Genomic DNA, 13,323 nt, shown 5'->3' with positions numbered 1-13,323 from the left:
GGCAACTTGCCCCGACACGAAGTCGAGGAGGCGGTGAGGTCTCATGAAATTGATTCGCGAAACCGTGCAAGAAATCCTCCTTCTTGTGCAGGAAATGGCTGACCTCCTGAAGCAAAGCCCGGATTTTGAGGCATTGGAGAAGGGCATCTACCGACTGGTGCAGCAGGCAACCCTCCGGCTTTTGCAGGCGGCCTGTGCGGAGTTGGATCAACAGTTTATGAAAAACCGGGATCGGAAGCATTTAAAGATCGTGCATCGCAAGGAGCGCACGGTCCTGACGCCCTTTGGTGAGGTGCGTATTGAGCGGCGGTACTACGTGGACCGGGAAAGCGGTCAGGGCCGGTACCTTCTGGATGAGGCGCTGGGCTTGGCACCACGCCAGCGGCTTTCGCCGTGGGCAAGACAGTTGGCCGTAGCCCTGGCGGTGGAGATGCCGTATCACCGGGCAGCGGAAGTGCTCAAGCACGTGACGCTTGGGAATGTGGACATCCGGGCCATGAGCATCTGGCAGGAGGTACAAAAGGCCGGTAGGGAATTGGGGCAACAGATCGAACAGCGGCGGCGGGATGTGTTTGAACGGGGCGTAAGCCCCAAAGGGCAACGAAAGAGCTCGGCAGTGTATGTGGAAGCGGATGAGGTTTGGGTACCAGCCCGGCGTTCGGAAGGGAAGCGGGCAACGATTCCCGTCAAGGTGGCGGTGGCCTACGAGGGAAAAGGGGACGTTTCGGCCCAGCGGCGTCGTTTGCAAGAACGTTGTGTGCATGCCGGTGTAGCAGAAGGGACGACCTTTTGGGAAGAGTGCGTGGCGAAGTTTGGTGAACATTGGGATTTCGGCGCAGTGGAGCGATGGTATGTGGGGGGTGATGGAGCGGCGTTTGTAAAAGAAGGGTGTGCGTATTTTCCGGGAGCGCAATACCGGCTCGATCCGTTTCACCTTCGTCGGAACCTGGTGGAGAGTCTTCGACATGACGAGAAGGCGTATCGGGAGGTTTGTGCTGCGCTGGCAACGTCCGATTGGGAAGGGGTTGAGCAGGCTCTGAAAGCAGCCGAACATCGCAGCCGCGGGGCACAGCGGCAGCGGGTGGTTCAGTTGCGGCGCTATCTGCGGACCAACTGGGAAGGCATTCGGGAGTTGGGAGAGCCCGTGCGATTAGGGGCGATTGAGGGACAAGTGTTTCATCACATTGCACGGCGGATGAAGCGTCATGGAGCGCGTTGGAGCGTCGAGGGGGCCGGCCGGTTGGCGCGGCTTTTGGCGTCGCGGGCAAATGGGGAACTGGCTGAAGTGGTGAAAACCAAGTGGACAGCCCAACCGGAAAGAATGAGCCATGTGTTTGGCAAAGGAGCGGCGGAGGAAAGGGAAAAGAGTTGGAGAGCAGACATAGAGGGATGGCTGCGCGCAAGGATTCCGGCCCTTAACGGGCCTGGATCCGGTGCGCCTTGGGTAAAGTATGTGCTTCGTGAGCTTGTGCGGGCGATTCCAAGAAGGGTGTAAACCGATCACTCAAATTTTTGTGTCGGGGCACCTACTGAAAGTTGACACGCACTGAATGCGGTCACAAATGGCGAGGCATGTGCCTAATGGCGTATAATGGCTTCAGATCTGACACAACGGGAGGCGGATGCCATGGACCGGCTGAACAAGAGCGGCAGCGGGGGTGCGAAACGCGGCTTTACCCTTCTCAATACCCGGACCGATGTCCATGCCGGTTTCGGCCGCGGGGTGGTAGACCTCAGCGCAGTGGCGCCGGTCATCATCGATGGGGAAGAGGCATACATTGACTTGGGCGCCCTGCATGCCAAGAGTGCCGTGGAGCGGGGCATCCGGTGGACGACGAACCGCAGCGAGGTGCCGAACGGCAAACCCTACTGGGTGGTGTGGGTGACGGTGGGGAAGGGCGAAAATGGCCCCTATTACAAGGGCGTGGCCGCCTCCTACATGGAAATCGACCATGAGGCGCGGCGCGGGTACAAGATCCTTGCCGAGCACGTCAACCGGATGGACGCCTCGCTGAAGGGACGCATCGTCGTCGACGAGATGGACGCGCAAAGCAAAGCGGTGTTGCGTGCCTTCTTGATGCGGCACAATCCGCAGATGTGGGCCAATTCCCCCGACGAGTTGAAAGCGGCGCTGGCCTGAGCGGTTCCGACCTCTTGCGCGTCCCGGAAAGGAGAGCGGGAGCGTGAACACGGTTCTTCTGGCGGGTTTTGGGCCCTTTGGTCCCTACCGCCTCAACCCCAGTGAGCACGTGGCGCGGCTGCTGAATGGGCAGCACATTGGCGGCTGTGACGTGGTTGGCGTTGTGCTTCCGGTGTCGTATGCCCGTGCCGGGGAGAAGCTGCAGCGTGCCGTGGACGACCTTCATCCCCACGCGGTTTTCGTGTTGGAGCTTGCCCCCGGGTTGGACCGCATCGCGCTGTCCCGCGTGGTGATTAACTGTGACGACGGCGGACCCGACGCCGATGGGGCGATGCGGCGGGACGCCCCGATCGTTCCCGACGGTCCTGCAGCCTATTTTGGCACTCTGCCGGCACGGCGCCTGGTTGACGGGCTGATCCGGCGCGGGTATCCCGCGGAGGTTTCCGACGCCGGCGGGACGTTTGTCGGCAATCACGTCGTGTACCGCTTGCTGCACCGATTCACGGAAGAAGTGTCCGTTCCCGCGGGTCTGGTGCACCTGCCGGCCACCCACGAGATGGCCGCCACGTCGGCGGCGCGCATGCCCAGCTGGTCGATGGCCTCAGTACTGGAAGCGGTGCGCATCCTCATCCAGGTGTGGGCCCAGGGAGAAGCCCGGAACGCGAGCCCCTGATCACCCGGGGAGGGGCTTTCGTTTTTTTCACGATGTGATGACCGTGGCGGCGCCGTTCATGGCGGCGCGCAAAGTTTGGTACAATACTGTCTGACAATGTGAAAAATGTCCTGCTGAAACCGAGCGAAACCTGCGGAAAGTTGAGGGATTTCCACGTGAGGCGACAACTGGGTATTGTGATGTTAACATTGATTACGACCTTTGTCGGGTTCGGATTGATCATTCCCGTCATGCCGGAGATGGTGCAGGACGCGGGGGCGGCACCGGTCCATTTGGGGCTTCTCTTGTCGGTATACGCCGCGGCGTCGTTCGTCTGTTCCCCGCTGTGGGGGGCCTTGTCGGATCGCATTGGGCGGCGGCCGGTCATCCTGACCGGACTCCTCGGCTTTGCCGTTAGTTTCGTGCTGTTTGGCTTGGCCGATCATCGGCTGTGGCTCATGTACGTGTCGCGCTTTCTCGGCGGCGTCTTTTCTGGAGCGGCCGTCTCCTGTACGGTGGCCTATGTGGCCGACATCACGACGGAAGCGGAGCGAACCAGGGCGATGGGCCTGGTCGGCATGTCCATCGGCCTCGGTTTCATCCTGGGCCCGGCCGTAGGGGGGGTGCTCGGGGAGATCGGGCACACCGTGCCGTTTTTTGCCGCGACCGGGCTTTCCCTCCTCACGCTGTTGTTTGCGTGGCGGGCATTGCCGGAATCCCTCGCCCCCGAGCGGCGGATGGTGCGTGCCGAGGGGCACCTGTCGCGGTGGGCGGCCTTCCGCGGCCCGCTGAAGTACTTGTACATCATCGCCTTCATCGTGTCGTTTACCCTTGCCGGCCTTGAGGGAACCCTCCAGTATTTCCAGATGGCGCGCATCGGTGCCTCCACGGCCCAAATTGGCGTGATGTTTGCCATCGTGGGAATTGTGGGCGCGCTGGTGCAGGGGGGCGTGATTCGGCGGTTGGTCAAGCCGGGAACCGAGGGACGTGCCATCGGCATCGGTCTGGTGTTGGCGGCCGTCGGCATGTTTCTCATCATCTTCACCACGAATTTTTGGACGGCTACTCTCTACTTGGCCCTTTTCGGTACCGGGCATGCCCTTATTCGCCCGTGCGTCACGTCCCTCGTTACGCAGCGGACGACGGTTGGCCAGGGGGTGGCGTCGGGGCTGGTCTCGTCGATGGATAGCCTGGGGCGCATTTTGGGTCCGGTGGTCGGCACGGCGCTGTACACCCTCCACGCCACCTATCCTTTCCTCGCCGGCGCCGTCGTGCTGTTGGCCGGCCTGCTTTGCCTCTACGGCTTCGTTGTCATGGACCGCAAGCTGGTGACCACCAAGGCGATTTAGGGCCGAACGCGCGTCTTGCGCAGGAAGGACAAGCAGGATGCCATTCGGGGAAAACTAATGGCGGGGAGGCGAAAGGAGGCGTGTGCATGGCAACGGACCGCGACGTGGTTGTCTACACCACCCCCACTTGACCGGCATGTGCCGCGCTGAAGCGGTTCCTTTCGGAGAAAGGAATCCCCTATACGGAAGTCGACCTGACCGAGGATTACACAGCGCGCAAAACCGTGATCCAAGCAACGGGTCAGCTGATTGTGCCGCAGACGCGGATCGGCAACGAGTGGGTAGTCGGGTTCGATCCCCAGCGCTTGACCGAGCTGCTTGGCTGCTGAAGGGCGGGACAAGCGGATTGGTGTGGAAAACAGGACCGGGCCACCGGTCCTTTTTCCATGCGTCCCGGCGCCCGATTGGGGAGGAGGCGAGACGAGTGGCGGTGTTTCGGCGAAAAGGGGAATGGCTCGAGGTGGTGGTTCCCGACGCGTGGCAGGGCCAGACGGTGGAGGCGGTACTGGCCGGTCCGTTGCGCGTCCCTGCGCGCCTTCGCCGTGCGTGGTTGCGCGAGGCCCGGGTGGTGGTGGGAACGCACCCGGCCCGGCCGGATGAGGCGCTGGCGGCGGGTGCGCGGCTGCGCCTGCACGCCTTCGCGCCGGAGGACTACGGTGTCAACCCGGAGCCGCATCCCATTGAAGTGCTGTTCGAAGATGACCATGTGCTTGTCGTCAACAAGCCGGCGGGGATGATCGTCCATCCGGACCGGCCGGGAGGGGGCGGCACCTTGGCCAATGCCGTCGCCTATCATTACCTGCTGAACGGAATTGCGGCCAAGCCGCGCCACATCCACCGGCTGGATCGCGACACCACCGGCGTCGTGCTGTACGCCAAGCATCCGTGGGCCCACGCCGTGCTGGATGCCGAACTGCGCGAGCGCTGCGTGCGCCGCGAATATGTGGCCCTGGTGGCCGGACGCCTGCGGAAAAAGCGGGGAACGCTGCGCTTTCCCATTGCCCGCGACCGGCAGAACCGGCAGCGGCGCTGCGTGTCGCCTGCGGGCCAGCCGGCGGTGACCCATTACGAGGTCCTGGAAACCTTTCGGGACGCTACGCTGGTGCGCGCCTGGCTGGAGACGGGCCGGACGCATCAGATTCGCGTCCATTTTGCGCACATCGGCCATCCGCTCATGGGCGACGTGCTGTACGGCGGTCCGCCCGCGCCCCTTGGACGCCAGGCGCTGCACGCGTGGCGCGTAACCTTTTCCCATCCGCTGACCAGGTCGTGGGAAACGGTGGAAGCGCCGTGGCCGGACGACTTGCAAGCGGCGGTGGCCGACGCGCGAGCCGCAGGAAAAGGGGAAGCGCCGCCGGACGGGTAAGTGGCACCCTTGGGCGGGGAACGCCCATCCGTTTCGAACCGCTGGATACGATGCATGTGGTGGATGCGGGAGTAGAGACCGGAAAAGGGAGGGGGGATGCGATGGACAAGCACCTTGCGCGTCAGGTGGTAGAAATCGGGCGGGCGCTGTACGAAAAGGGTCTTGTTGCCGGAGCGGAAGGCAACATCAGCGTCCGTTTGTCGGCGGACACCATTCTGATCACGCCGAGTGGCAAGCACAAGGGCGCGCTGGCGGAGGAGGACCTCGTGGTGATCGACCTGAGCGGGAACGTGTTGGCCGGGCGGCACCGGCCGTCTTCGGAAGCGCAGCTGCACCTTGCGATCTACCGCCAGCGGGAGGATGTTGGCGCGGTGGTGCACGCCCATCCGCCCACGGCGACGGCGTTTACCGTGGCCGGCCTGTCGATGCTGGATCCGGTGTTGCCGGAGATCGTCGTTACCTTGGGGGGCGTTCCAACCGTGCCGTTTGCCGTGCCGGGGACGGCGGCGCTGGCCGACGCGATCCGTCCGTATCTGGACGACTTTGACGCCCTGCTCCTGGAAAACCACGGCGCGGTGACGATGGGACCGGATCTGGAGAGCGCGCACCAGAAAATGGAGAGTTTGGAGATGGCGGCGCGCATCCGCTGGATGGCCCGGATGCTGGGTGGGGAACGGCAGCTGACCCGGGACGAGGTGGCGGCCCTCCTTGCTGCGCGGGCGTACGTGCCGGCGACCTCCGGGCGGCATCCGGGAACGAAGCTGTTGAAATGGCTGGAAGATCAAAAAGAGAGTTGCAAACCCGCGCATTCCGATAGAAAATAAAGTTTGATCTTTTCTTCAATCTCACGCTGACCTTGCTGCAGGGGGAGAGGCCGCCATGTCCACAACCTACCGCCCGCTGACCGAAGCGGATGCCGCCGCGTACGTTAAGGAACGCGGGTTTTTTCCGCGCCACGCCAACCTGACCTGCCGCGAAATTGGCGACGGCAACCTGAATCTCGTCTTCCACATCGTCGACTCTGCTTCCGAGCAATCGCTGATCATCAAACAGGCTTTACCCTACGCGCGTATCGTTGGCGAATCGTGGCCCTTGACCCTCGACCGCGCCCGCATCGAGGCCGAGGCGCTGCGTATCGAGGGCGAGCTGGCTCCGGGCCTCGTGCCCGAGGTGGTCCACTACGATGCGGACCTGGCGCTGACGGTGATGGAGGACCTTTCCGACCACACGATCATGCGCAAAGGGCTAATTGCCCGCACGGTGTACCCGCGCTTTGCCGAGCACATGGCCACCTTTTTGGCCCGCACGCTGTTTTTCACCTCCGATCTCTTCCTGTCGCCGGAGGAGAAGAAAGCCAAGCAACGGGCCTTCATCAACCCCGAAATGTGCAAGATCACCGAAGACCTGGTTTTTTCCCACCCCTATTACAATGCCGACACCAACCAATTTAACCCGCTCATTCGCGACGCGGTGGAGGCGTTGTGGCAGAACGGGGAACTGAAGCGGGAAGTGGCCAAGCTGAAGGACGCGTTCATGACCAAGGCCCAGGCCCTCATCCACGGCGATTTGCACACCGGCTCGATCATGGTGAAGACCGACAGCACAAAGGTGATCGACCCCGAATTCGCCTTCTACGGCCCCATGGGCTTCGATCCGGGTGCGGTCTTTGCCAATTTGCTGCTGTCCTACGCCTCCCACGAGGGGCACACGCCGAACGAAGCCGAGCGCCGCGACTATCAAGCATGGCTCCTGGAGACGATCGAGGCGATCTGGCGCGGGTTTGCGCAGCAGTTTACGGAGCTTTGGGCGGAACACGTCAAAGACGAGATGTGGAACGCTCCCGGCTACCGCGAGACCTACCTCCGCGCAGTACTGCAGGATGCCGTCGGGTTCGCCGGTTGCAAGATGATGCGCCGCGTCGTCGGCCTGGCCCATGTGGCCGACTTGGAAAGCATTCCCGATCCGGCGGTGCGGGCGGCGTGCGAAAAACTGGCCCTGGCCATCGGGCAGGCCCTTGTCTTGCACCGTGAAACGGTGCAGCGCATCGAGGACCTGACGGCACTGGTGCGCGATGTGGCGACGGAAAGGGTGATGCGCTGATGGACCTCGGGTTTCCCGTCCCCCATCCGCAATCCGTGATCTGGCGTGACGACAGCCTGGTGCTGCTCGACCAGCGCCGACTGCCGACAAAAACCGTCTATCTGACCTTGAGGACGGCGGAAGAGGTGTGGACGGCCATCCGAGACTTGGCCGTGCGCGGCGCCCCGGCCATCAGTATCGCCGCCGCCTACGGGCTGGTTCTGGGGGTCCGCCATGTGCCCGAGGGTGACGAGGCGGGCTTTTGGCGCGAACTGGACCGCGTAGTCGCGTTCCTGGCCACGGCCCGGCCGACAGCGGTCAACCTCTTCTGGGCGTTGGAGCGGATGCGGAAGCGGGCCGAAGCCGAGCGGGGCAAGCCGCTGGCGGTGGTCAAGGCGGCCCTCCTGGACGAAGCGCGGGCCATCCAGCGGGAGGACGCGGCGGTGTGCCGGCGTATCGGTGAGCACCTCTTGGCCTTGCTGGCGGATGGCATGGGCATCCTTACCCATTGCAACGCCGGCGGGCTGGCCACCGCGGCCTATGGAACGGCGCTCGCCCCACTGTACCTGGCGAAGGAGCGGGGCTGGCGGTTGCGCGTGTTTGCCGACGAGACGCGGCCGGTTCTCCAGGGAGCACGGCTGACGGCCTACGAGTTGCAGCAGGCGGGCGTTGACGTGACGCTCATCTGCGACAATATGGCTGGCTGGGTGATGAAGCAGGGCTGGGTCCAGGCAGTCATCGTCGGCACCGACCGCGTGGCGGCGAACGGTGACGTGGCCAACAAGATTGGTACCTACAGCCTGGCTGTGTTGGCCAAGGCGCACAACATCCCGTTTTACGTGGCGGCGCCCACGTCATCCATCGACCTGGCCACGCCGACGGGCGCGGATATTCCCATTGAAGAGCGCCCGGCCCATGAGGTGACGGAAGGGTTTGGGCGCCGCACCGCCCCGGAAGGTGTTGCGGTGTACAATCCGGCCTTCGACGTGACACCCGCTGAGCTGGTGACGGCCATCGTGACCGAGCACGGCATTGTGCGTCCACCCTATCCGGAGGGTCTGAAGCGCGTGGTGGCCCAGAGTGGGGGATGACGCCCTCGCTCTGGGATTATTCTTTTTTCCGCTTGGCGTTTTGTCGCCGTACCAGCAGGTGGATGCCCGATCGGGTGTTGAAGCGCGGAGCCAAGGGTTTCCCGATGGGCGTTTCGCTGTCGTTTTTAGTATGCCCGGGGGTTTCTCGCTTGGCTCAGGATGAGATCGGCGTCGGGATGTCGCGCATACTAAGCCTATCCGTGAGACGGAAGGAGGGAAATGAGGATGGGGCATCCACCCGAACGCAAGGAAAAGGATCGCGGTTTACCTGCTTCCGCACAAGGGTTGGGAACCGATAAGCGCCCGCCGCTGGATCCGGAGGCTCCTGCCGCAAAACCCTGGGCTGACAACGCGCCGGAGCCGCCGCGGCAGCCGAACGGGTGACGACCGAAACGGAGAGGATTCGAAGCGAGAGCTGCGATGGTAAGGCGTTGTGGCTCTCGTTTTCCGTTGGATCATTTTTCTACCGGCTCTAAGTCAATAACTGTGGATGGGAGGTCAACCAAGCCAAGGGCATAAAAGCGAGGAGCATCTTTCGCACATAGATTTCGCGGTTGCGGAACCCGTAGCTGATTCGTTTGAGCAGTTTGATCTTGGTGTGAACGCCCTCCGTGTAGCCGTTTGAAACACGCCAGGTGTGGTAGGCCAGAATCGCCTCGCGCCAGCGGCGGAGCGTGCGTCCCCACTGCAGGAGCGCGGCATCGCTTGCCGACTGGGCCTCAAAGATCACGCGGTCCAGGATGGCTGCGGCTTCGTCTCGATTGGAAGCACGGTAAACGTCTCGCAGCTGCTCTTTGACCCAGTGAAAGTGGGCCACGTTCTTGTGATGCTTCCGAATGGTGGCAAGCTGGGCAGCTTGGCGTTCGGTGAGGTCGTCCTCGTTCTTCAAAAGCGGCCAGCGCCTCAGGCGTACCCCGGTCACCTGCTGTTCCACTAGCCGTGCTTCGTCAACCCGCCGATTCGCGTCCTGGATGACGTGGAACGGATCCGCCACGATGAAAGCACCGGGCAAAGCGCGCTTCACGGCATGACGCCAAGCATCCTTCAGGTCGATGCACACGGCCCGAATCCGCCGACGAACCGTCTCCGGCAGCTGGCGCAAAAAGCGCTCCAGTGTTTTCATGCGGTCATCCGGCAAGATGGCCAAAAGGCACCGTTTTGGCCACACGCACGTGACCGTAACCATCATGTCACGGCCACGATAGCTGTGTTCATCAATGCTAAGCACGAAGGCATCGACATCCCGGAGGGCTTCCTCGAGATTTACCTGCTGACCTACGTACCGAAGGAGCAGACGGCGCAAGGTGCTGGCGCTTGTCCCGCTTTCCTGGGCGGCACGACGAAAACTGCCCGCTTTCAGGCGCTGGAGCAAAAGGGCTTCGGCCCGTTCGGTCCTGCGTGCCCAGGGGCGAATGCCAGGGAAGCGTTCGGTGAACACTTTTCGACAGGCCGTGCACTGGAAGCGCCGGGGACGTACCCAGAGGTAAACTGGTTTCTCGTTGCACCAGGTGTGCAGCTTCCGTTTCCATTCGCGCGCACGATCGTAGACGCGGCGTGTCAACTGTCCACAATCCGGACACCGCGCTTCCTTACGCGGCCGACCTGCGTAGACGTGGATGCTGTCGGATTGATGGACGGTACGGTAAACAGAGCGTGTAAAGTTTCAGTAGGAACACGGTGAGGAAAAAACGAAAAGAGACCTCACCGCAAGTTGTCTGGCCAGGCAACTTGCCCCGACACGAAGTCGAGGAGGCGGTGAGGTCTCATGGAATGGATTCGCGAAACCGCGCAAGAAATCCTCCTTCTTGTGCAGGAAATGGCTGACCTCCTGAAGCAAAGCCCGGATTTTGAGGCATTGGAGAAGGGCATCTACCGGCTGGTGCAGCAGGCAACCCTCCGGCTTTTGCAGGCGGCCTGTGCGGAGTTGGATCAACAGTTTATGAAAAACCGGGATCGGAAGCATTTAAAGATCGTGCATCGCAAGGAGCGCACGGTCCTGACGCCCTTTGGTGAGGTGCGTATTGAGCGGCGGTACTACGTGGACCGGGAAAGCGGTCAGGGCCGGTACCTTCTGGATGAGGCGCTGGGCTTGGCACCACGCCAGCGGCTTTCGCCGTGGGCAAGACAGTTGGCCGTAGCCCTGGCGGTGGAGATGCCGTATCACCGGGCAGCGGAAGTGCTCAAGCACGTGACGCTTGGGAATGTGGACATCCGGGCCATGAGCATCTGGCAGGAGGTACAAAAGGCCGGTAGGGAATTGGGGCAACAGATCGAACAGCGGCGGCGGGATGTGTTTGAACGGGGCGTAAGCCCCAAAGGGCAACGAAAGAGCTCGGCAGTGTATGTGGAAGCGGATGAGGTTTGGGTACCAGCCCGGCGTTCGGAAGGGAAGCGGGCAACGATTCCCGTCAAGGTGGCGGTGGCCTACGAGGGAAAAGGGGACGTTTCGGCCCAGCGGCGTCGTTTGCAAGAACGTTGTGTGCATGCCGGTGTAGCAGAAGGGACGACCTTTTGGGAAGAGTGCGTGGCGAAGTTTGGTGAACATTGGGATTTCGGCGCAGTGGAGCGATGGTATGTGGGGGGTGATGGAGCGGCGTTTGTAAAAGAAGGGTGTGCGTATTTTCCGGGAGCGCAATACCGGCTCGATCCGTTTCACCTTCGTCGGAACCTGGTGGAGAGTCTTCGACATGACGAGAAGGCGTATCGGGAGGTTTGTGCTGCGCTGGCAACGTCCGATTGGGAAGGGGTTGAGCAGGCTCTGAAAGCAGCCGAACATCGCAGCCGCGGGGCACAGCGGCAGCGGGTGGTTCAGTTGCGGCGCTATCTGCGGACCAACTGGGAAGGCATTCGGGAGTTGGGAGAGCCCGTGCGATTAGGGGCGATTGAGGGACAAGTGTTTCATCACATTGCACGGCGGATGAAGCGTCATGGAGCGCGTTGGAGCGTCGAGGGGGCCGGCCGGTTGGCGCGGCTTTTGGCGTCGCGGGCAAATGGGGAACTGGCTGAAGTGGTGAAAACCAAGTGGACAGCCCAACCGGAAAGAATGAGCCATGTGTTTGGCAAAGGAGCGGCGGAGGAAAGGGAAAAGAGTTGGAGAGCAGACATAGAGGGATGGCTGCGCGCAAGGATTCCGGCCCTTAACGGGCCTGGATCCGGTGCGCCTTGGGTAAAGTATGTGCTTCGTGAGCTTGTGCGGGCGATTCCAAGAAGGGTGTAAACCGATCACTCAAATTTTTGTGTCGGGGTACCTACTGAAAGTTGACACGCACCGGTAAACAATCCACGATTGTAAGCCGAACATTTCTGCGGTAAGCTTGTTCATAGGCGGTCGCGAGCCTCCTTCGGGATGTGGTGTGCTTAACTATCCCTTGGCTCGTCGACCGCCTTTTCCTCTTAGAACCCACACTTTTTAGCGTAGAGCCTGAGCGTGTAAAGTTTCAGTAGGAACACGGTGAGGAAAAAACGAAAAGAGACCTCACCGCAAGTTGTCTGGCCAGGCAACTTGCCCCGACACGAAGTCGAGGAGGCGGTGAGGTCTCATGGAATGGATTCGCGAAACCGTGCAAGAAATCCTTCTTCTTGTGCAGGAAATGGCTGACCTCCTGAAGCAAAGCCCGGATTTTGAGGCATTGGAGAAGGGCATCTACCGGCTGGTGCAGCAGGCAACCCTCCGGCTTTTGCAGGTGGCCTGTGCGGAGTTGGATCAACAGTTTATGAAAAACCGGGATCGGAAGCATTTAAAGATCGTGCATCGCAAGGAGCGCACGGTCCTGACGCCCTTTGGTGAGGTGCGTATTGAGCGGCGGTACTACGTGGACCGGGAAAGCGGTCAGGGCCGGTACCTTCTGGATGAGGCGCTGGGCTTGGCACCACGCCAGCGGCTTTCGCCGTGGGCAAGACAGTTGGCCGTAGCCCTGGCGGTGGAGATGCCGTATCACCGGGCAGCGGAAGTGCTCAAGCACGTGACGCTTGGGAATGTGGACATCCGGGCCATGAGCATCTGGCAGGAGGTACAAAAGGCCGGTAGGGAATTGGGGCAACAGATCGAACAGCGGCGGCGGGATGTGTTTGAACGGGGCGTAAGCCCCAAAGGGCAACGAAAGAGCTCGGCAGTGTATGTGGAAGCGGATGAGGTTTGGGTACCAGCCCGGCGTTCGGAAGGGAAGCGGGCAACGATTCCCGTCAAGGTGGCGGTGGCCTACGAGGGAAAAGGGGACGTTTCGGCCCAGCGGCGTCGTTTGCAAGAACGTTGTGTGCATGCCGGTGTAGCAGAAGGGACGACCTTTTGGGAAGAGTGCGTGGCGAAGTTTGGTGAACATTGGGATTTCGGCGCAGTGGAGCGATGGTATGTGGGGGGTGATGGAGCGGCGTTTGTAAAAGAAGGGTGTGCGTATTTTCCGGGAGCGCAATACCGGCTCGATCCGTTTCACCTTCGTCGGAACCTGGTGGAGAGTCTTCGACATGACGAGAAGGCGTATCGGGAGGTTTGTGCTGCGCTGGCAACGTCCGATTGGGAAGGGGTTGAGCAGGCTCTGAAAGCAGCCGAACATCGCAGCCGCGGGGCACAGCGGCAGCGGGTGGTTCAGTTGCGGCGCTATCTGCGGACCAACTGGGAAGGCATTCGGGAGTTGGGAGAGCCCGTGCGA

11 protein-coding genes and 1 pseudogene (1 of these 12 running past the window's edge) are annotated in these 13,323 nt (G+C 61.8%); 11 read left to right on the top strand and 1 reads right to left on the bottom strand.

Annotated features, from left to right (window positions below; all coding sequences use genetic code 11):
* The first annotated feature begins 43 nt into the window (after nt 1-43).
* From ACYQ0Z_RS02800 to mtnA, 9 genes and pseudogenes are all read left to right on the top strand, one after another.
* Entirely contained in the window at nt 44-1,495 is a 1,452-nt protein-coding gene (locus tag ACYQ0Z_RS02800; protein ID WP_459864219.1) for an ISLre2 family transposase, read from the top strand.
* Between the two features lie 132 nt (nt 1,496-1,627).
* Nucleotides 1,628-2,140 carry a YwhD family protein gene (locus ACYQ0Z_RS02795; RefSeq protein WP_459864217.1) on the top strand — a complete coding sequence of 171 codons (513 nt, stop codon included), beginning with the start codon at nt 1,628-1,630 and terminating at the stop codon, nt 2,138-2,140.
* A 43-nt stretch (nt 2,141-2,183) separates the two neighbouring features.
* Entirely contained in the window at nt 2,184-2,813 is a 630-nt protein-coding gene (locus ACYQ0Z_RS02790; RefSeq protein ID WP_459864215.1) for a pyroglutamyl-peptidase I, read from the top strand.
* A 155-nt stretch (nt 2,814-2,968) separates the two neighbouring features.
* Entirely contained in the window at nt 2,969-4,141 is a 1,173-nt protein-coding gene (locus ACYQ0Z_RS02785; RefSeq protein WP_459864213.1) for an MFS transporter, read from the top strand.
* 143 nt (nt 4,142-4,284) lie between these two features.
* Nucleotides 4,285-4,470 (top strand): annotated as a pseudogene (locus tag ACYQ0Z_RS02780) (glutaredoxin family protein); the annotation flags it as partial.
* A gap of 95 nt (nt 4,471-4,565) precedes the next feature.
* A complete protein-coding gene (locus ACYQ0Z_RS02775) occupies nt 4,566-5,507 on the top strand; it encodes an RluA family pseudouridine synthase (RefSeq protein WP_459864211.1) in 942 nt (313 codons plus the stop codon).
* A 101-nt stretch (nt 5,508-5,608) separates the two neighbouring features.
* Entirely contained in the window at nt 5,609-6,331 is a 723-nt protein-coding gene (locus ACYQ0Z_RS02770; protein ID WP_459864209.1) for a class II aldolase/adducin family protein, read from the top strand.
* 55 nt (nt 6,332-6,386) lie between these two features.
* A complete protein-coding gene (mtnK, locus tag ACYQ0Z_RS02765) occupies nt 6,387-7,607 on the top strand; it encodes an S-methyl-5-thioribose kinase (protein WP_459864207.1) in 1,221 nt (406 codons plus the stop codon).
* The gene (gene mtnA / locus ACYQ0Z_RS02760) at nt 7,607-8,677 is read left to right on the top strand and encodes an S-methyl-5-thioribose-1-phosphate isomerase (RefSeq protein ID WP_459864205.1); all 1,071 of its coding nucleotides are present in this window, start codon (nt 7,607-7,609) and stop codon (nt 8,675-8,677) included. Before mtnK ends, mtnA begins: the two co-directional genes overlap by 1 nt.
* A 472-nt stretch (nt 8,678-9,149) precedes the next feature.
* Here the strand turns inward: mtnA and ACYQ0Z_RS02755 are convergent, their stop codons facing one another.
* A complete protein-coding gene (locus ACYQ0Z_RS02755) occupies nt 9,150-10,295 on the bottom strand; it encodes an ISL3 family transposase (RefSeq protein ID WP_459865081.1) in 1,146 nt (381 codons plus the stop codon).
* A 147-nt stretch (nt 10,296-10,442) separates the two neighbouring features.
* On the opposite strand from ACYQ0Z_RS02755, the gene ACYQ0Z_RS02750 reads away from it, so the two are divergent.
* Nucleotides 10,443-11,894 carry an ISLre2 family transposase gene (locus ACYQ0Z_RS02750; RefSeq protein WP_459863947.1) on the top strand — a complete coding sequence of 484 codons (1,452 nt, stop codon included), beginning with the start codon at nt 10,443-10,445 and terminating at the stop codon, nt 11,892-11,894.
* A gap of 322 nt (nt 11,895-12,216) precedes the next feature.
* Nucleotides 12,217-13,323, top strand: partial view of an ISLre2 family transposase gene (locus ACYQ0Z_RS02745; RefSeq protein ID WP_459864203.1) — the 5' portion only. 345 nt of this gene lie beyond the right edge of the window; 1,107 of the gene's 1,452 nt are visible here — the first part of the coding sequence; its start codon is at nt 12,217-12,219; its stop codon lies beyond the right edge, outside the window.

This window comes from Calditerricola yamamurae (genome assembly GCF_054654135.1).
Note: the sequence above shows the minus strand (reverse complement) of the source record. Positions and strands in the feature narration are given on the sequence as shown.

Excerpts from the sequence above, each read along its gene's own strand:
- ACYQ0Z_RS02800 (WP_459864219.1), top strand. The coding sequence starts at position 44 with ATGAAATTGATTCGCGAAACCGTGCAAGAAATCCTCCTTCTTGTGCAG.
- ACYQ0Z_RS02795 (WP_459864217.1), top strand. The coding sequence starts at position 1,628 with ATGGACCGGCTGAACAAGAGCGGCAGCGGGGGTGCGAAACGCGGCTTT.
- ACYQ0Z_RS02770 (WP_459864209.1), top strand. The coding sequence starts at position 5,609 with ATGGACAAGCACCTTGCGCGTCAGGTGGTAGAAATCGGGCGGGCGCTG.
- mtnK (WP_459864207.1), top strand. The coding sequence starts at position 6,387 with ATGTCCACAACCTACCGCCCGCTGACCGAAGCGGATGCCGCCGCGTAC.
- mtnA (WP_459864205.1), top strand. The coding sequence starts at position 7,607 with ATGGACCTCGGGTTTCCCGTCCCCCATCCGCAATCCGTGATCTGGCGT.
- ACYQ0Z_RS02750 (WP_459863947.1), top strand. The coding sequence starts at position 10,443 with ATGGAATGGATTCGCGAAACCGCGCAAGAAATCCTCCTTCTTGTGCAG.